We start from the raw sequence: 17,788 nt of genomic DNA on the forward strand, positions 1-17,788 counted from the left end.
GTCCCACAATGCGACGCCTCGAAATCTTGGGCTTCCGCCGAGTCGCTCCGCCGGTTAAGAAATTCTTACGGCGCACCCGCGTCCGCTTGGGGATAGGAAAGCGTGCGCTTCGACGACAGCCTTGAAACGGTGCTCTCGGCAGAAATGTCGACGTCGTTCGGCGCGCAGTCGGCATGGCGCCAGCTCGTCGACCTGATCGGCCGGGGCCGCGCGCCGGCAAGCGATGCAGCGCTCGCGCGGCTCCGCACAATCCGGGACGCCGTCGCGCTGCCGGTCCGTGCGGCAAGCGCACGCGCGCTCGCGTTCGCCTCGCCGCCCGCGATGCTGGTGTCGCTCTTTGCCGAGGATGCGCTGACGGTATCCGCGCCGGTGCTGCGGACAGCGCAACTGGAAGCGCGCGAATGGATCGCGATCCTGCCGCGGCTGACGCCGGCGGCGCGCTCGATCCTGCGCCACCGGCGCGATCTCCCCGCCGCGGTGGTCCGTGCGCTCGAGAGCTTCGGCAGTGTCGATTTCGTGCTCGGCGCTCCCGATGCTGTCGCGGCTGAACCGCTCGCCGCCGATACCGCCCACGACGTCGTGTCGCCCGAGCAAGCGCTGACGTCGACCGCGGATCCAGTCAGCGACACGCCCGATTTTCCGCAGACCATTGCCGCCGTTTCGCCGTTCGTGTCGATCGCGACAGCCGCGGCCGGCATCCCGCTCGTCGCCGAGGCGCGACGCCAGGCCGAGCGCGCCGGCACCAGAGGCGAGGCAGGGGCCGCACCATCGCCGCAAGGCGGGACCTTCCCGATCGCCGAGCTGGTCGCGCGGATCGACGCCTACCAGCGGCAGCGCGAAGAGGTGCCGAGCACGCTCCCGTCGCAATTGCGGATCGACCCCCAGTTCGCACTGTTCGCGCACGATCCGCAGCCGGCCGAGGGGTTTCGCTTCGAAACCGATGCCGGCGGGATCGTCCGCTGGATCGAGGGCGCCGCCCGCGCGCCGCTGATCGGCCTCTCGCTCGACAGCAAGCCAGCCTCGGTCGGCTCACAGGTCGACGGCGTCGCAGCCGGAGCGTTCCGCCGGCGCGCCAGCTTCGCCGATGCGCGGCTCGTCGTCGACGGCCATTCCGATGCTGCCGGTCAGTGGCGGATCAGCGCGATCCCGGTGTTCGACCGTGCCAATGGCCGCTTCGCCGGCTACCGTGGGACCGCGCGTCGCCCGCGCCCCGACGAGACCGCCGCGCCGACGCGCGAAACGCGCAATCCGGGCGTCGAGGCGTTACGCCAGCTCGTGCATGAACTGCGCACGCCGACCAACGCGATCGCGGGCTTTTCGGAGATGATCGAATCGCAGATGCTCGGCCCGGTACCGGCCGGCTATCGCGCGCAGGCCGCCGCGATCCGCAGCCAGACGAGCAGCCTGCTCAATGCGATCGACGATCTCGACATGGCCGCGCGGCTCGAGACGCATGCCCTCGACCTGCGCGCCGGCGATGTGCCGGTGGCGCCGCTGTTCGCGCAGATCCTCGCGGATCTGGCGCCGCTCGCCACCCTGCGCGGCGCCATCCTCGACTTTAAGACCGACGACGAAGCGCTGGCGATCCTCGGCGACGATCGCGCAGTCGAGCGGCTGGTCGCGCGGTTGCTGGCGACGTTGGTCGCCTCGGGCAGCCTGGGCGAGCGGATTGCGACCAGCGCGACGCGGAGCGAGGCTGCGGTGGTGATCCAGTTCGATCGGCCGCGTGCTCTCGCCGCCTATCCCGAGGAAAGCCTGCTGACGATCGACGCCGAGGCAGAGGCGGAGCGCGAGGGCGCGCCGCTGCTCGGCACCGGTTTCGCGCTGCGTCTGGCGCGCAACCTTGCCGCCGAGCTGCGCGGTAGCCTGGTGATCGGCGACAAGAGCTTGACTTTGCGGCTGCCGGCCGCCTTTCCTGCGAGCATGGGGCAGGCCTCTTCAAACTGATCGTGGCCGTCGCAGCGCCACCCCCCGCGTATCGACCGCCAGCGCCCGCGCCGGCCGAGCTGATCGCCTGGCCCGACGCGTTCGGCACGCGCTTCACCGTGTTCGTCGATACCGAGGAGGAGTTCGACTGGAGCGCACCGCTCGCCCGCGACGCGCATTCGGTCGGCGCGATGGCGGCGCTGCCGGCGGCGCACGCGCGCTTTGCCGATCGAGGCGTCCCGCTGACCTATATGGTCGATTATCCGATCGTGGCCGATGCCTTCGCGGTCGACGTGCTGCGCGGCGCGCTGGCGGACGGCGTGTCCGCGGTCGGCACGCAATTGCACCCGTGGGTCAATCCCCCGTTCGACGAGGCGCTGACGCCGGCGAACAGCTACGCGGGCAATCTGCCCCCGGCGCTCGAGGCGGCCAAGCTCGACGTGCTGACCGACGCCATCGTGGCTGCGTTCGGCCGCCGACCATTGGTCTACCGGGCCGGGCGGTACGGGATCGGCCCGACGACGCTGCGGCTGCTCGCCGAGCGCGGCTACCGGCTCGATAGCTCGATGCGCGCGCGCTATGCCTACACGGCCGATGGCGGGCCCGATTTCGCGGCGATCGGCAATGCGGCGTTTCGCACGGGGCCGGCGGGCGCTGTCGTCGAACTGCCGCTGACGACAGTGTACACCGGTGCGTTGCGTCGCGGCGGGACGGCATTGTACCGCGCGCTTGGTCCCATCCCGCGGGGACGTGGACTGTTCGCCCGCACGCATCTTCTGTCACGCGTCGCGCTGACCCCCGAGGACATGCCGCTGCGCGATGCGCTCGAGGCGGTGGCGGTCGCGGTGGGCGAGGGGCTGCGGCTGCTCAACTTCGCCTTCCACTCGCCTTCGGTCGCGCCCGGGCACACACCCTATGTCCGCGACGCCGCCGATCTCGCGCGCTTTCACCGCTGGTGGGACGGCGTGCTGGGCGATCTCGCGCGGCGCGGCATAGGCGCCGCCTCGCTCGACGAGATCATCGCCGCTACGGGCTTGCCAGCGCCGGGGCCACGGCGCTAACGCTCGCCGCGGGGGCCTGTAGCTCAACTGGTTAGAGCTGGCCGCTCATAACGGCTAGGTTGCGGGTTCAAGTCCTGCCGGGCCCACCACCACCCCCGCAGATCCGCTGAGCGGGTGAGGCTGCAACCCGCGATCGATGCAGGCCGCTACGGCCGATCATCCTTGCAGATCGGCGCAGGCCGCCGATCGTGGGAGCAAAGGCGGCGTGGCGACCCGAGTGCAGCGCGCGAACGCCACGTCGAAGCGCGCGGGCTGTGGGGGAGTCGGGCGGTCCGTCGCCGCGCGCCTGCTCAGCCGACGCCGACCTCGGCTTCGCGCGTCAACGTCCCGAGCGTCCGCAGGACGTCGTTGCCGTCGAACGGCTTGTTGATGATCGGCTGTCCGGCAAAACGCTCGGGCAGCATCATCGCACCGTCATAGCCGGTGGTGAAGGCGAACGGCACGCCGCGGTCCTGCAGGATCTCGGCGACCTCCCACGACATCTCGCCGTCGAGGTTGACGTCGAGCAACGCGGCATCGAGGCGCGCCTCCCGCGCCAGCGGCACCGCTTCCGACAGCCGCGTGGCCGGGCCGACGAGGTCCCATCCGAGGTTGGCGAGGACATATTCGATCGCCATCAGCACCAGCGCCGAATCCTCGACCACTAGCACGCGACGCTTTGCCGGTGCGGGCGGGATCGGCGCGGGCGTGCTCGCCGCGATCGCGGGGGCGGCGGCGGGCGGGTTGGCGGACTCGATCTTCTGGATCGCGGCGACCGGCAGGACGATCAAGCAGACGACGCCGCTCGGCGCAAAGCGCAGCTGCGACTTGCCGCCGGTCTCCATCGCCAGCGCGCGCTCGATCAGCGTCGAGCCGAAGCCACGCCGCGACGGTTCGGTGACGATCGGCCCGCCACTTTCGCGCCACGACAGCGCCAGGGTGCCGTCGCGATCAATCTGCCACGAAACGTCGAGCCGGCCGGTCGTGCTCGACAAGGCGCCATATTTCGCCGCGTTGGTCGCCAACTCGTGCACCGCGAGCGAAATCGCCAGCGCCGCCTTCGGTGTCAGGGTCACCGCCGGCCCTTCGATCGCGATGACGTGCGGATCGGCCTGGTAGGCGTCGAGTTCTTCGTGGATCAGCCCGGCGATCGACACGCCTTCCCAACGGCTCTGCGTCAACAGGCTGTGGGCGCGCGACAGCGAACGAATCCGCCGATCGAGCCCTTCGGTGAACGCCGTCAGCGAGGTGGCGCTGCGGCTGCTCTGCCACACCATCGCCTGGATGTTGGCGAGCGTATTCTTCACGCGGTGGTCGAGCTCGGCCATCAGCAGCCGTTCCTGCTCCCAGGCGCGCTGGCGCGCGCGGGCCGTGGCGTCGATCCGCCGCAGCACGACCTCGAGTAGCGACACGCGCAGGTCGAACGCGGCGTCGCGCTCCGATTTGCGCCATGGTGTCGAATGGCCGCGCACCGTCTCGGCCCACGACTCGAACGATTTGCGCGGGGTGAGGCGCGCGCCATTGACCCCGAACGTCACCGGCTTGCGCGGATCGCCGGCCCAGCGGACGTTAGCGATCACCTCGGGGCGGAACCAGAAGACGAAATCCTGCGGGTCGCGCGACACCGAAATCGCCAGCACGCCCGACGCGACACCGGCAAAGTCGCGCCCGGGTGGATAGAGTTCGCCCAGCCGGTCGGTGGCGAAGACGCCCTCGAAATCCTGCATGTGCGTCGTCAGCCAGGTGGACAGCGCATCGATCTGTGCGACGCTCGGGGTGCTGCCGAACGGCGTAACGACCCCATCGACGCTGATCGCGACGCCGCCGCGCGGCCGCGCGTCGTCGGCGAGATACGCAAGCAGCGCCCGTTCCTGCGCGACGAGGCCGTCGGCATAATCGTCGACCGGGGCGAGCGCCTGCATGATCTCGGCCAGCGTCGTGCGCGAGCGCAACCGCGCCTCGAGCTCGTCGGCCCGCACGCGCGCTTCGAGCTGGAGCGAGAACATCGACCCGAACAGCTCGCACACCGCGCGCAGATGGCGCGGCAAGCGGCGCGGGGTGCGGTGGTGGCAGGCGATCAGCCCCCACAATCTGCCCTCGGAAATGATCGAGATCGACATCGACCCATCGACGCCCATGTTGCGCAGATATTCGCGGTGGATCGGCGACACGTCGCGCAACGTGGCATAGCTCATGTCGAGCGGGCGGCCGCTGCGCGGGTTGATCGGCGGCAGCAGCGGGGCAGGGGTATAGTCGACCGCGGTGATCAGCCGCAGCCAGCTGGTGCGATACAGCGCGCGCGCCTGCTGCGGGATGTCCGACGCGGGATAATGCAGGTCGAGGAACGGCGCCATCTCGGGATCCCGCGCCTCGGCGCAGACCCAGCCGGATTCGTCGTGCAGGAACTGGTAGACCATCACCCGATCATAGCCGGTGACGAAGCGGACGCGCTCTGCCGCATGCTGGCAGAAGGCGCTCAGGTCGTGGGTTTCGGCGAGCCCGTCGAACATTTCCTGGACGCTGGCCAGCGGGTCCATCGCATGGCGATCGGCCAGGTCGGCATCCTCGACCTCGATCACCATCACGCCGTCGATCAGATGGACGCTCGCATCGACCGGCCGCCCGATCACCACGCGCAGCAGCGGATCGAGCAGGTGCCGCGGTCGCGCGAGGCTGGAGGATTCGATCAAGCCGCGCAGCCGCTCGATCTGGCGTTCGTCGAAAATCGCCGAGAGCGGGCTGCCGACGAGCAGTGCCGCATCGGCACCGAACAGCCCCGCCACGTCGCCGGCGATCTGTTCGATCTGCAGGGTTTCGGGGTCGACCGCGAGAAGCGCGCCGTGCGGCAGGATCGCACCGGGGATGTGGATCGGCTCGCGATCGCAATTGGTGAGATCGACGCCAGCTTCGGTGCGATCAGTCATCGTGCGGCCTCCATCCGTCCATCCAGCCCTCGAGCGCGGCGAAGGTTGTTACCGCCGCGCGGGCCGCGAGCGCGCGCGCGGCGCCGTCGGGCAGGTGCGCGTCGAGGCTCGCGACGAAGCGGGACCAGTCGGCGCTGCCGGTCCCGCACAGAAACCGCGTCGGCAAAGCGGGCGCGCGCCGCGCCAGTGCCTTTGCCATGACCTGACCGCCGAGCGACGCGCCGAACACGACGTAGCGCGCCCCGATCGTCTCGGCGGGGGACTCGCCGATCTGGAGCGGCGCGCACGACGGCAGCGCTTCGAGCGTGCCGCGCGACAGACCGAGGTCGACCAGATCGTCGGCCAGCGCGGTGCTGCGGGCATTGCCGAGCGCGAGGCGTGCTTCGACACTGCGATAAAAGCCGTGAATGCGCGCGAGCAGCGCACGATAGGCGGCGCGTTCGATCGTTCCGTCGGCCAGCGCGGCGAAGCCCGGATGGCGGTGCATCCGCTGGTGCACCGAGTCTGTGGCCGAGCGCAGGATCGCCCGCGCCGAACGGGCCGCTGGGCGCCCCGCGGGCGCCGCGCTCGCCTGCGCCAGTCGAGCGGGCGTTTGGCGATCAGCGCCAGTCTTCGCGTCAGCTAGCATCCAGCCCCCGAAATGGTCGGCACCGCCGATCGGCATCGGCCGCAATCTATACGCGCTTACCAATCGTTACGCCACTGTTTCGAAATCATTGGACGGGCAGCAGCTGTCCGCGCGCACGCCGCACGGCCCACGCATCGTGTCATCTGCACGAGCGGCGGCGAAGCATCCTTGCGCTTCGCGGCAGACCCGCCTAAGCGCAGCCAGCGTCGGGGAGTGGCGCAGTCCGGTAGCGCGCCTGCTTTGGGAGCAGGATGTCGCAGGTTCGAATCCTGTCTCCCCGACCATTTCACAAAAATCTTCGTGGAAAAGGCGTTCAACGCTGCGGGCGATGCTTCAGCTGTAGCGCTCCTCGGCCCACGGGTCGCCGCGCATGTGATAGCCATTGCGCTCCCAGAAGCCGGCCTGGTCGGCGCCGAGAAAGTCGATCGCGCGGATCCACTTCGCGCTTTTCCACAAATAGAGATGCGGGATCAGCAGCCGCGCCGGCCCGCCGTGCGACCGCGTCAGCGGAGCGCCGTTCCAGCTGTGGACGATCATTGCCTGGTCCGCCGCGAAATCGGCCAGCGGAACGTTGGTCGTGTAGCCGTCATAGCCGTGCAGCAGCACGAACGCGGCCGCTTCGCGCGGCTCGACTGCTTCGAGCAGGTCGTGGGTCGCAACGCCGGCCCAGTCATTGTCGTAGCGTGACCAGGTCGTGACGCAGTGCATGTCCGAGCGCGCCTTGCTCTGCGGCAGCGCCATGAAGCCGGCCCAGTCGAGGACCAGCGGGCGCGCGACCAATCCGCCGATGCGCAATTCCCAGCGCTCGGTCGCGATATCGGGTTGCCGCCCGAGATCGAGGACCGGCCAGTCGCGCACGAGATGCTGCCCGGGTGGCAGCCGCGCATCGCCCGAGCGCGGGGCCGCGCCGGTGATGAACTTGTGCTCGCTCGCCCAGCGCTGCTTCGAGCGGGTCAGCTTGCTGTCGGGGGGCGTTGCGTCGTCGGTCATCGGGTCCGTCCTCACCGCGCCTGGTGTACGCGCCGATGTCGGCGCGGTCGAGCGGGGACGACAGGGCTGCCGGTCAGAGCGCGCGCCGCATGGTGCGTTCAGTGAGCGCTGCATCGTCGTCGATCGTCGCGACGATATCGAGCTGGCCAGCGTCGCCCGCACGGGCCAGCAGCACGACATAGTCGCCGCGCGCACACGTCGTCGCGATCGCCACGCTGGCGATCGTCGGATGGGCGGCGAACCGCGTCGCGACCGGGGATGCAGCCTTCGCGACGGGCGCCCGTGCGGCGCGCTCGGCCTTGACCACGCCCTTGATCCCGCCTTCGAACCCCTCGACGAACGCGCCAAATTCGCCGACCGCGACGTCCAACCGGCGCGCATGCGCGAGCACCGCGGCATATTCGGTCAGCCGTGTCTTGTCGTAATCCGTCCCGAAGACCAGCTTGACGACCGGGGTCATCGGCGCGCGCAACTGCACCGCGATCCCGGCGGATTCGAGCAGCGCGGCATAATCGACTGGACGCGCGTCGGCGGCGGCGGCGAAATCATAGGCACGGGCCAGCGCGCGATAGAGCGTCGCGCGGCTGCGCGTGTCGGCAGCGCGTACCGCCGCAGCGGTCTGCTGCGCGAGCATCAGCTGATCGGTCAGGTTTGCACTGCTGGCGGGCGGTGCGTCGTCGTCGAGCGCGTCTGCCGGATCGAGATCCGCGCTCGGCCCGTCCGCCCAGATCGGCGCGGTCGCCAGCGTCTTGGGCGCGTTGCTGACGGCGGCGGCGACCTCTTCGTGAAGGCTCGCCTCGGTCTCCGGGTCGACCAGTTCCTTCCAGTTGATCACCCCGTAGATGAAATCGATCGAATCGTCGTCGGACGAGAAGGGCATCAGGATGCCGCGATACAGCGTGTTGTGGCCGCGCGTGCTGATGAATTCGGCCTCGAAGCCGATCGGCGCGCGGTTCGCGATAATTTGCAGATATTGGTCGGTCAGTCGCGACAGCAGCGAGCGGCTCGGGACCTGCGCGATATGCGTCGCCGTCGAGTCGAGCGCACATTCCTGCCGCAGCGCCCGGCCGAGAAACGCGATCGCCGGATTTTCGATGCCGAGCGAGAAATCGAGCAGGACGCTGTGCGCGCCGAAGTCGGCGATATTCGCCGGATCGAGATCCTCGATCGACGGATAGGCACGGCCGCCGAGCAGGGAAACCCAGTGATTATAGGCGCGTACGTGCATTCGCCGTTCGTCGGTGCCGACGCCCAGCGGCGTTTCGGCGACGTCCGTTCCAGCGTCTTCGACGGGGTTGCTCTCGATCTCGCCCATGTCGAGTCGATCGTCCCCGAACCCACGAACACTATCCATTGCGCAAACGCCTCACTTGGCGGCCGCACCCGACCTGGGCGACCATCACGCGACCCCTGTGCACCGTATGTGGTAAACGCCGGGTAAAGCGCGAGAGTTTTGCTTGCGCGCGCGGGCAAGAGCGGCGGGGTCGGGGAGGGCGTACCTGAAATTAGCGGAACGCGACGCTTGCCAGTGCCCAACCTAGCTGATAATCGCCCGCCCTCGCCACCGTTCATCCGAACGGCGCGCGACGCCGCTTTAGCTCAGTTGGTAGAGCATCGCATTCGTAATGCGGGGGTCACAGGTTCGAGTCCTGTAAGCGGCACCAGTACATAAAGAGAACATGCTGGAAAACCGCAGAAACCTGCGGTATATTGCCTCTCGGCGGTCCCATGATTTCTCACTTTGTTCCGCTAAGGCCCGGCAAAAAGGGGCCACGAATCATGGGACCACGAACTTTGCAGAAGGCGTGGCCCCATGCTTACCGTGGTTCAGATCAAGGCACTCAAACCAGCAGAACGACCCTTCAAGGTGTCCGACTCAGACGGTCTCTACGTTCTGGTCCAGCCGTCCGGCGCACTGCTCTGGCGGTTTCGCTACCGAAGCTCGGGGATTGAGCGCAAACTCTCGCTTGGCAGCTTTCCCGAGGTCTCGCTGGCCCAAGCCCGCCGCAAGCGCGACGAGGCCAAGTCAGAGCTGGAGGACGGGATCGATCCCGTCGAGGAGAAGCGTCAGTCTCGGTTGAAAGCCGAACTGGCGGCACAGACCACCTTCGGCCTGGTGGCCGAGGAATATATCCAGAAGATGGAGCGCGAAGGCCGCTCGCCGGCCACCACCAAGAAAGCGCGCTGGTTCCTCGAGCTCTTGGCTGGCATTGCCAAGCGTCCAATTGCGCTGGTGACGCCGCACGAGCTTCTCGATGTGCTCAAGCGGGTGGAGCGCCGTGGGCATCACGAGACGGCACTCAGACTTCGTTCGTTTGCGGGTCGCGTTTTTCGCTACGGTTTTGCCACGTTGCGGACCGAGCGTAATCCGGCAGATATCCTGCGGGGCGCGTTGACGGTCCCGAAGGTGAAGCATCACGCTGCCATCATCGAGCCGAAGAAGGTGGGCGAGCTGCTGCGAGCGATCGAGGAGTATAAGGGGCGGCCGGAAACCCTTCATGCTCTGAGGATTGCGCCGCATGTCTTTCTGCGCCCTGGCGAGCTGCGCCAGGCCAAGTGGGATGAGATCGACTTCGCCGAGAAGGTCTGGCGGGTGCCGGCTGAGCGCATGAAGATGAAGCAGCCGCACGCGGTTCCGCTGTCTCGCCAGTCGCTGTTTATTCTTCAGGACCTGCGGTCGCTCGCCCGAACGAGCGAGTACCTATTCCCGGCGCTCCACACGACGAAGCGGCCGCTGTCAGATAATACCTTGAACGTAGCTCTGCGGCGCCTGGGCTTTGAGAATGACGAGATGACCAGCCACGGTTTCCGGGCAATGGCCAGTACGCTGCTCAACGAATCAGGGCTTTGGCACCCTGATGCGATCGAGCGCGCTCTCGCGCATGGCGAGAAGGATAGGGTACGGGCCGCTTATCACCGGGGCGCTCATTGGGCGGAGCGTGTCCGCATGGCGCAATGGTGGTCGGATTATCTGGACCAGCTTCGTATCGGTGGCGAGGTCGTAAAGGGCAAATTTCGGAGCCGAGCATAAGGATGCGGCGGCTTTGCTAGCGGTTGTCTCACCTGGTACGGCAGCACGCGGTTTGCTAGAACGTCTTTTTGCACAGCGTGACTGCGTGACTTCGTTGATTTGTGAACTGGATATTAGTTTATGAATCGTATATAATGCTTAGTATGGCTGAGCGTTTGACAGGAAAACTAAATCGGCTGCAGCGTTTGCCCGAGCAAGTACTGGTTGATGCCGCATGGCTAGAGCGCCACGGATACTCATCGTCGCTGCGTAGCCAATACGTTAAGTCGGGCTGGCTCACTCAAGTCGCTCCACGTGTCTATCGTCGTGTGCAGGAACCGTTGTCCTGGCAACAAGCTGTGATGTCGCTGCAGAACTTCATGGGGTATCCGCTCACTGTCGGCGGACGCACCGCTCTGGAAGAGCAGGGTTTTTCTCATTACCTCGGCGAGCGGCACGAAGTGCACCTCTACGGCCCCGCCAAGCCGCCCGGCTGGCTCGCAAAGTTGAAGCTTGAGGTGCGATTTGTCTGGCACAATGCAACAAAGCTGTCTCCGGAGGAGCCGCTTGATCTATTCGGACCGGCGCCGCCTTCGCAGCACATCCTGCCCGGTAATTTCATGATGGGCCCCCAAGGTTTGACTTGGCCATTGCGCATGTCGTCCCCTGAGCGTGCCTTTTTGGAACTGCTCGACGAGCTGCCTGATCATGAGAGTTTTCATCAAGTCGATGTGCTCGTGGAGGGGCTGGTCAATCTGAGCCCAACCAGATTGAAGCTGCTGCTTGGCCAGTGCCGCAGCGTGAAAGTGAAACGCCTGTTCTTTTTCTTCGCCGATCGCCACCGCCACGCTTGGCGCCGTCATGTCGATCCTACCGCGTTCGATCTGGGTGCCGGAAAGCGGGCTCTGGTACCGGGCGGTCGCTTGTCGAAAGACTATAATATCACGGTCCCGGAGGATCTGCTTGGCACTGCTTGATGCCTATCGCCAGCAAGTCGCTTTGCTGGTTCGCGTCCTTCCTTTGGTCGCGAGCGAACCCGAGTTCGCATTGAAAGGCGGAACCGCGATCAACCTGTTCATTCGCGATTTGCCGCGGCTCTCGGTCGATATCGATCTGACCTACCTGCCCGTAACCGACCGGACTTCGTCGCTGCTTGCGATCAATGCTGCAATGTTGCGGATGGCAGGCCAGATCACTGCGGGGATCAAGGGTGCCAAGGTCACTCCGAGCCGGCTCCAACCGGATAATAAGATTACGAAGCTCGTGGTTCGCCATGAGCGCTTGCAGATCAAGATCGAAGTGACACCGGTTCTGCGCGATGCGGTATACGCCGCCGAAATGCGGGCTGTGACGCCGCGGGTCGAAGAAGCCTTCGGCTTTGCCGAAATCCAGGTGACGTCGTTTGCCGATCTCTACGCCGGCAAGATCGTCGCGGCGCTCGATCGTCAGCACCCGCGCGACCTGTTCGACGTCCGCGATCTTCTCGCGAACGAAGGTATCGATGGTGCTTTGCGATCCGCCTTCCTCATCTACATTCTAAGTCACCCGCGTCCGATCGCGGAACTCCTCGCGCCGAGACGCCGCAACCTCGATGACGAATATGCCCGAGGTTTCGTAGGCATGACCGACGAAGCAGTGCCGCTCGAAGCGCTAATCGAGACCAGGGAGGCTATCATCGCCGCCATGATCGGCGCCATGCCGGATGCCCATCGTAGCTTCTTGCTGGGATTTAAACAGGGAGCTCCGGACTGGGCCGCAATTGGCATGGAGGAAGCGGCGCAGCTGCCGGCCGTACAATGGAAGATGCGCAATCTGGACCGGCTTCCTGAGGAGAAGCGTCTTGGCTTGGCCAGTCGTCTGGAGATGGTCCTTTACCCCGACTGAAAGCAAACGTGTGACGCGGGCTAGTCCGATTCGAGTATCGACAGGAACCAGCGCGGTGAATATCGGAGATCGGCCCGCTGCAACCGAGAAAACCAATGACTATGCCAGCCTTTGCCGAGGTGCTTGGCAATCGCCTGCCTTCAGCGAGCGAGAAGGCTACCGCAAATCAGCTTTGTCAGATTTTGGCCTCGCAGGCTCCGGGTGATGCGACACTCAGGATCTTGGACGATGAGAAAACGCCAACCGAGATCGCTCTGACGGCTGGCTTGTCGCGGCTACTGGTGGAATTGCTTCGGCACGTTGGGGACGGCGACGCGGTCACACTTGTTCCGGTCAGTCAGACGCTCACGACGCAACAGGCAGCAGACACTTTGAACGTATCTCGTCCATTTTTGATTTCGCTGCTTGAGAAGGGCGACATCCCGTTTGACACCGTCGGGCGGCATTGTCGGATCAAGGCGCAGGACCTATTCGCTTACAAGCGTGCTCGCGATGAAAAGCGCGGAAAGGCGCTTTCGGCTCTTGCCGAAATGGACGCTGAGTACCTGCAGGGTTTGTGAGCGTGCCCGAGATCTGGCCGTGGCTGGCTGGTCGCGAAGGTAGATGACACCAGGGCTGGCTCTCAAGCGTTTGATATGCCACCTCTTGTCGCGATGATTGACTATTTGGCATGACGACTCCGCATCAGGATGCCCTCTCGCCGGCGCAACACGCCGAGCGGTTCGAGGCCTGGGAGGTGGCGTTGAACGCTGGGGGCCTCCCGCAGTTCGTGACCGAGCGCCTGGCTGGTGCCGCTGTAGGGTCTGGCGCCTGGGTTGCGACGATGACCCCAGCCGAGCTTCTTCTCGCCCGAACGCACGGGGTTCGACCAGTAGCGACCGTTTCCGGGACCTGCTGGTTTCACTACGGCCAGAGCTGGACCGAGGGGCACGCGCAGGGCTGGCACGAGGCACTCGAGCGGATCCAGCGCGAGGCGGTGGCGGCGGGCGCCAATGCCGTGGTCGACGTGCGGATGCGCACGCTGCGCCACCGCATCGGTGCGAGCATGGATTTCACGCTGATCGGCACCGCGGTGAAGATTGAAGGCCTGGCCCCGAGCCCGCATCCGGTAGTTGCGACGGTGCCCGCGCTCGAATTCGTGCGGCTGCTCGAGGCCGATATCGTACCAGTTGGCATCGCGGTCGGCGCGCGTTTCGACTGGCTCGGCAATCCCTATGGGAGCGGCGGCGACTGGACGGCGCTGTCAGACATCTCGGCCAAGCTGTCGTCGTTCCAGAGCATTCCAATCATGACGCTCACGAACTTCTGGGAACGTATCCGCCGCGACGCACACGCCGACTTGCGTGCGAAAGTCGCCGAGCAGGGCAATGGCGTGCTGGCGCATACGCATTTCGGCCAGCTGATCCGACGCGAACGCGACAAGCAACCGGCGGCCTACCTTGGACGGCATATCGTCATCGGCACCGTGGTCGATGCCAAACCGGGCGTGGGCATGCCCCTGCCGATCGAGATGGTGATCGACATGCGTGACGTTACGTCGCCGCTGCGAAATCCCGGCGGCTCGTGGCATTCGGCGTATCAAAGTGACGTGATGGACGAAGAGGGCGGAATCTGATGGCGGATCAAACTGGCATTCCCGAACATGCGCTCGCGCGCCTTGCCGGACTGCGCCGCCAAGGGCATCCCGGCGGCGTCTTCACCTCGGACTTTTCGGTCAATGAGTTTCTGTTGGTCCGCAAGGCCGGGTTCGAACCGGTGGGACTGTGCGTCGGCTCATGCATCTACCATCTCGGCTTTCAGATGGCGGGCTGGGGGAGCAGCGTCGAACTCGATGTGCTCAGCACCGCAATGTACGAAGCGCGTGCGCTGGCGATGGAGCGGATGCGTCAGGAGGCCGCCAATATGGGTGCCGACGGAATCGTCGGGGTGCGGCTAACAGTGAAGCGGCTCGAGTGGGACAGCAAGGTCCTCGAATTCGTCGCGATCGGCACGGGTATCGTCCATGCCAAGGGGCATCAGGGCTTCAAAGGACCACGCGGCACGCCGTTTACGTCGGCGTTGTCGGGGCAGGATTTCTGGACGCTTCTGCAAGCGGGATATCGCCCGCTTGAAATGGTGATGGGCAGCTGCGTCTACCATGTCGCACGACGTGGTCCGATCGCCTCGCTGTCGAGTGTCGGGCAAAATGTCGAACTGACCAACTTCAGCGTCGCACTCTACGAGGCGCGCGAAATCGCGATGGAGCGGATGCAGCTCGAGGCGACGCAGGCGGGGGCCGAAGGCGTGGTGGGCGCTGACCTGCACGAGGGCAGCCATGGCTGGTCGAGCCACGTCATCGAGTTTTTCGCGATCGGCACCGCGGTCGTGCCGATCGAAGGCCACGCGCCGACCGAGATCCCCGATCCAACGCTGGTTCTTTCAGTCAACAGCTAGGCGAGGCCGCCGGCGCCGTCATATTTGAGTTCGAGAAAGCGGTCCTGCGTTGCGAGTTCATCGAACGCACTGCGGGCCAGCTGCTCGGTCATGCGGCCGATCTCGTCGTCGATGACGCCGAGGCCGTGGAGCAATTGCAGGTCCGCGCTGCCGCCACTCGCGCCTACGCGCGACCTTAGGCTCGCCGGTACGGCTTCATACCCTCGCACCAGGGCGGGCAGATCGGTGGCAAGCAGGCGTCGCACCGAATCTGCCGCTGGCCCTTTGGCGTCGAGAACAGCCAGCTGTGGTGCCATGTCGCGCAAGCGATGACCGATGGAATCAAGGAGCGGCACCGTCTCGCGCGGAAGCAGTGGGCGCTGCTGTTCGAGCCAACGTTCGGTATGGTCCGGAAGCGCGTCCAGCCTGGATTGCGCGAGGGCTACCGGTTGCTCGCGCGACAGCAGACCAATCGCGACGCAGGCGACGAGGAAGGCCAGGATCGCCACGACGAGTCCTGCAATCCCGATCGGAGCGATGCCGAAATTGATTACAGTGGCGACGATCGCGATGATTAGACCGGCCAATGCCATGCGGCCCGCCAAGCGCGCGGCGGCGCGCTGCTTGCGCTCCCGCTCGCGCTGGGCAAGCGCCCGCCCTTCGGGTGAAACACGCCGGATCATCGCATCGGCCTGGGAGGAGGGCAGGTTGGTCATGGGCGGGTTATATCCCTTATATATCGGAGCTTCTCAAGCGGCGGAGCGAGCCCGGTTGGCCGTTTGCGACGGGGCTGTTCATCCAAAGCCGATCCTCTCTCGCGTGCCCTTGTGATCGCATTCGCACTTGAGCCGGGCAACGATCCCAGCCGCATCGACGGACTCGACGTGTCGCAGCTGCCGCGCGACCACCGCGAAATCGCCAGGCGTGAGACCCGTCGCCTCGCGCAGCGCTGCCGGCGCGCTTTTTTGGAAGAAGCGTTCGAACGCAGCTGCGGCCTTGGTCGGCCCCAGCGGGCGCAGGTCGAGTTTGAACACGAAGCGGCGAAGCGCTGCCGGATCGAGACGATGCGCATGGTTGGTAGCGGCGACCACCGGGAGCGGATGATGATCGAGCCAGGTCAGCATTTCGTTGACCTGGCCCGCCTCCCAGCTGTGCGTCGCGGTGGTGCGATCGAACAACAGCGAGTCGACCTCGTCGAACAGCAGCACGCTACCACTCTCGCGCGCTTCGGCGAAGGCCGCTGCGATCGCCGCCTCGGTGCCGCCGACCCAGCGCGACAGCAGGTCCGACGCGCGCTTGATCTCAAGCGGGCGGTCGAGCGCCCGCGCAAGATGATGCGCGAGCGCGGTCTTGCCCGTTCCGGGAGGGCCGGTCAGCAGCAGCGACACGTCGCGCGCATCGGTCGCCGCGAGACGATCGATCAGGGGCCCGAGCGGCAGGTCGGTCTCGAATAGGTCGAGATCGAGCGTATGTTCGACCGTTGGCGGCAGTGCGCTGCCACGCAGGGCTCGTACCAGCGTTTCCGCCGATCGGGCGCCGCCGTCGGTCTCGCCCGCAAGTCGCGCGGATCGCGCTGCGATCCGCAGCACCGTCGCGGTTTCGGGCGCGGCGTCGAGCAGGTGATCGAGCGCGACGCTCGCCATCACACCTTCCTCTTCGACGATCCGCGACAGCATGCGCTGCGCGGCGCTGCGCGAGGGCAAGTCGAGCTTCAACACGTAGCTCATCCGGCGCAGGATCGCCGGGTCGACATTGTCGATCGCGTTGGTGGTCCACAGCACCGGCACGGGATTGGTCTCGAGCAGTCGATTGACGAAGATCTTGCTGCCCTGGCGCTTGGCGAAGAAACCCCCGCCGCTCGGGCGCGCATCGCCGATTAGATCCTCCATCTCGTCGAACAGCAATACCGCGCCAGTGCGCCGCGACAACACGCGCTGCGCAAGCTGGAGCGCAGTGACACGATCCCAGCGATTGGGTTCTTCGCCATCCTCGTCTGCTTCGCCGACGCCATGGAGCGCGAGCCCCGCTTCAGCGGCGAGCGTACGCGCCAGTTCGGTCTTGCCGGTGCCCGGCGGGCCGTGGATCAGGATGTTGATCCCGGCCGCGCATTCCGCGACCGCGCCGCGAAGCAGCGACACGAGGAAGTCCACGTCGCGGACGTGTGCGAAATCCGCGCGTACCAGCCGCGTGGGCTGGCGCGCGCCGACCAGCGTGTCGATGATCGCTTCGCCTTGCGCGGGTGCCCTGTCGAGCAGCCGTTCGAGCGTCCAGCGCACATCGACCTCGACCTCCCCCTGGCGGTTCGCGCGGAAGCCGGCGAGGCCGAGCTTGAGCACGGCGCTCTGCCGCACGAGGCGATCGGCCTCATGCGGTTCGGCACCCGCCAGCAGCCCGAGCAGCGTCGGCAGGTCGTGGCCATGCTGGCTGAGGAGCTTGGCCAGCGAGGCGACACGCGGCAGCCGGTCGCAAGCGACCAGCAGCGTGAGCAACGCCGCGTCGACCGGCGGCAGCATGAGCAGTTCTGCCAACCGAGCAGCAAGCAAAAGCGCATGCGGTCGCAGCTCTTCAGCGGGCAGTCCTTGCTCGAGCGCGCCAATCAGCGTCGGCCACTCGAGCGCGTCCTCGCTTGCGCCCCCAGTCAGCCACGCGCGATGCGGTTCTGCCCATTCGAGTGTGGCGTTCGCCATCGGTGTGGACGCGGCAAGGCCGCGCCCGGTCCGGAGCAACATGCTCCGGACGATCTCATATTCGGTCATGATTATTCCATCGGCCCCGCCCGGGGCGAACACGGACGCGCGGAAGCGCCGGCTCGATCCGGGACGAATTATCGTCGTGGGTGGGGTGCTGCGGCGGCGTTACCGACCTGCCGCAAACGCGTGGAAAAGCGCTAGGGCAGGGAGTGCGTGCCGCCGAACACCACGCCCGAAAAGGCGGCGAGGTCCAGCAATGCGTGTCTCCAATGTGCAGGCGAAAA

At 66.2% G+C, this 17,788-nt stretch carries 14 protein-coding genes and 3 tRNA genes; 11 read left to right on the plus strand and 6 right to left on the minus strand.

What is annotated here, in order from left to right:
• Positions 1-144: 144 nt before the first annotated feature.
• The 3 genes from U1872_RS19890 to U1872_RS19900 all read left to right on the plus strand — a co-directional run bounded on the left by U1872_RS19890 (position 145) and on the right by U1872_RS19900 (position 3,076).
• Positions 145-1,947 (plus strand): sensor histidine kinase, encoded by a 1,803-nt coding sequence (locus U1872_RS19890; protein WP_443025421.1) that lies wholly within the window; start codon positions 145-147, stop codon positions 1,945-1,947.
• Positions 1,948-1,949: 2 nt separating this feature from the next.
• Positions 1,950-2,987: a polysaccharide deacetylase family protein gene (locus tag U1872_RS19895; protein WP_332794663.1), complete on the plus strand. Its 1,038-nt coding sequence runs from the start codon at positions 1,950-1,952 to the stop codon at positions 2,985-2,987.
• A gap of 12 nt (positions 2,988-2,999) precedes the next feature.
• Positions 3,000-3,076: transfer RNA gene (locus U1872_RS19900), tRNA-Ile, on the plus strand.
• A gap of 201 nt (positions 3,077-3,277) precedes the next feature.
• On the opposite strand, the gene U1872_RS19905 is transcribed toward U1872_RS19900, so the two are convergent.
• Together U1872_RS19905 and U1872_RS19910 are read right to left on the minus strand one after the other, a co-directional pair.
• The gene (locus U1872_RS19905; RefSeq protein ID WP_332794664.1) at positions 3,278-5,890 is read right to left on the minus strand and encodes an HWE histidine kinase domain-containing protein; all 2,613 of its coding nucleotides are present in this window, start codon (positions 5,888-5,890) and stop codon (positions 3,278-3,280) included.
• Positions 5,883-6,554, minus strand: a complete 672-nt coding sequence (locus tag U1872_RS19910; protein ID WP_332794665.1) for a biliverdin-producing heme oxygenase — start codon at positions 6,552-6,554, stop codon at positions 5,883-5,885. The genes U1872_RS19905 and U1872_RS19910 overlap by 8 nt, the downstream gene beginning before the upstream one ends.
• A gap of 171 nt (positions 6,555-6,725) precedes the next feature.
• Here U1872_RS19910 and U1872_RS19915 point away from each other — a divergent pair.
• Positions 6,726-6,802: transfer RNA gene (locus U1872_RS19915), tRNA-Pro, on the plus strand.
• A 49-nt stretch (positions 6,803-6,851) separates the two neighbouring features.
• Here the strand turns inward: U1872_RS19915 and U1872_RS19920 are convergent.
• On the minus strand, positions 6,852-7,508 hold the full coding sequence (locus U1872_RS19920; RefSeq protein WP_332794666.1) for a sulfite oxidase-like oxidoreductase: 657 nt from the start codon (positions 7,506-7,508) through the stop codon (positions 6,852-6,854).
• A 73-nt stretch (positions 7,509-7,581) separates the two neighbouring features.
• Positions 7,582-8,862, minus strand: a complete 1,281-nt coding sequence (locus U1872_RS19925; protein ID WP_332794667.1) for a PAS domain-containing protein — start codon at positions 8,860-8,862, stop codon at positions 7,582-7,584.
• Between the two features lie 234 nt (positions 8,863-9,096).
• Between U1872_RS19925 and U1872_RS19930 the strand changes: the two genes are divergently transcribed.
• The 7 genes from U1872_RS19930 to U1872_RS19960 all read left to right on the plus strand — a co-directional run bounded on the left by U1872_RS19930 (position 9,097) and on the right by U1872_RS19960 (position 14,835).
• A tRNA-Thr gene (locus tag U1872_RS19930) sits at positions 9,097-9,172 on the plus strand.
• 149 nt (positions 9,173-9,321) lie between these two features.
• Positions 9,322-10,539, plus strand: a complete 1,218-nt coding sequence (locus tag U1872_RS19935) for a tyrosine-type recombinase/integrase (RefSeq protein WP_332794668.1) — start codon at positions 9,322-9,324, stop codon at positions 10,537-10,539.
• A 143-nt stretch (positions 10,540-10,682) separates the two neighbouring features.
• Positions 10,683-11,495, plus strand: coding sequence for a type IV toxin-antitoxin system AbiEi family antitoxin domain-containing protein (locus tag U1872_RS19940; RefSeq protein WP_332794669.1), 813 nt, complete (start codon positions 10,683-10,685; stop codon positions 11,493-11,495).
• Positions 11,482-12,402, plus strand: coding sequence for a nucleotidyl transferase AbiEii/AbiGii toxin family protein (locus U1872_RS19945; RefSeq protein ID WP_332794670.1), 921 nt, complete (start codon positions 11,482-11,484; stop codon positions 12,400-12,402). Before U1872_RS19940 ends, U1872_RS19945 begins: the two co-directional genes overlap by 14 nt.
• A 95-nt stretch (positions 12,403-12,497) precedes the next feature.
• Entirely contained in the window at positions 12,498-12,962 is a 465-nt protein-coding gene (locus tag U1872_RS19950; protein ID WP_332794671.1) for an excisionase family DNA-binding protein, read from the plus strand.
• Positions 12,963-13,072: 110 nt separating this feature from the next.
• The gene (locus tag U1872_RS19955; protein ID WP_332794672.1) at positions 13,073-14,017 is read left to right on the plus strand and encodes a heavy metal-binding domain-containing protein; all 945 of its coding nucleotides are present in this window, start codon (positions 13,073-13,075) and stop codon (positions 14,015-14,017) included.
• Positions 14,017-14,835, plus strand: coding sequence for a heavy metal-binding domain-containing protein (locus U1872_RS19960; RefSeq protein ID WP_332794673.1), 819 nt, complete (start codon positions 14,017-14,019; stop codon positions 14,833-14,835). Before U1872_RS19955 ends, U1872_RS19960 begins: the two co-directional genes overlap by 1 nt.
• Here U1872_RS19960 and U1872_RS19965 read toward each other — a convergent pair.
• Together U1872_RS19965 and U1872_RS19970 are read right to left on the minus strand one after the other, a co-directional pair.
• Complete coding sequence (locus tag U1872_RS19965) at positions 14,832-15,530, minus strand: SUR7/PalI family protein (protein ID WP_332794674.1); 699 nt, start codon at positions 15,528-15,530, stop codon at positions 14,832-14,834. The two genes, U1872_RS19960 and U1872_RS19965, sit on opposite strands and share 4 nt — an antisense overlap.
• A gap of 78 nt (positions 15,531-15,608) precedes the next feature.
• Positions 15,609-17,570, minus strand: coding sequence for an AAA family ATPase (locus U1872_RS19970; RefSeq protein WP_332794675.1), 1,962 nt, complete (start codon positions 17,568-17,570; stop codon positions 15,609-15,611).
• Between the last annotated feature and the right edge of the window lie 218 nt (positions 17,571-17,788).

Source organism: Parasphingomonas frigoris (assembly GCF_036663815.1).
Classification (GTDB): Bacteria; Pseudomonadota; Alphaproteobacteria; order Sphingomonadales; family Sphingomonadaceae; genus Sphingomonas.

Excerpts from the sequence above, each read along its gene's own strand:
- U1872_RS19955 (WP_332794672.1), top strand. The coding sequence starts at position 13,073 with ATGACGACTCCGCATCAGGATGCCCTCTCGCCGGCGCAACACGCCGAG.
- U1872_RS19890 (WP_443025421.1), top strand. The coding sequence starts at position 145 with ATGTCGACGTCGTTCGGCGCGCAGTCGGCATGGCGCCAGCTCGTCGAC.
- U1872_RS19940 (WP_332794669.1), top strand. The coding sequence starts at position 10,683 with ATGGCTGAGCGTTTGACAGGAAAACTAAATCGGCTGCAGCGTTTGCCC.
- U1872_RS19935 (WP_332794668.1), top strand. The coding sequence starts at position 9,322 with ATGCTTACCGTGGTTCAGATCAAGGCACTCAAACCAGCAGAACGACCC.
- U1872_RS19910 (WP_332794665.1), bottom strand. The coding sequence starts at position 6,554 with ATGCCGATCGGCGGTGCCGACCATTTCGGGGGCTGGATGCTAGCTGAC.
- U1872_RS19960 (WP_332794673.1), top strand. The coding sequence starts at position 14,017 with ATGGCGGATCAAACTGGCATTCCCGAACATGCGCTCGCGCGCCTTGCC.
- U1872_RS19965 (WP_332794674.1), bottom strand. The coding sequence starts at position 15,530 with ATGACCAACCTGCCCTCCTCCCAGGCCGATGCGATGATCCGGCGTGTT.
- U1872_RS19920 (WP_332794666.1), bottom strand. The coding sequence starts at position 7,508 with ATGACCGACGACGCAACGCCCCCCGACAGCAAGCTGACCCGCTCGAAG.
- U1872_RS19925 (WP_332794667.1), bottom strand. The coding sequence starts at position 8,862 with ATGGATAGTGTTCGTGGGTTCGGGGACGATCGACTCGACATGGGCGAG.
- U1872_RS19970 (WP_332794675.1), bottom strand. The coding sequence starts at position 17,570 with ATGACCGAATATGAGATCGTCCGGAGCATGTTGCTCCGGACCGGGCGC.
- U1872_RS19905 (WP_332794664.1), bottom strand. The coding sequence starts at position 5,890 with ATGACTGATCGCACCGAAGCTGGCGTCGATCTCACCAATTGCGATCGC.
- U1872_RS19950 (WP_332794671.1), top strand. The coding sequence starts at position 12,498 with ATGACTATGCCAGCCTTTGCCGAGGTGCTTGGCAATCGCCTGCCTTCA.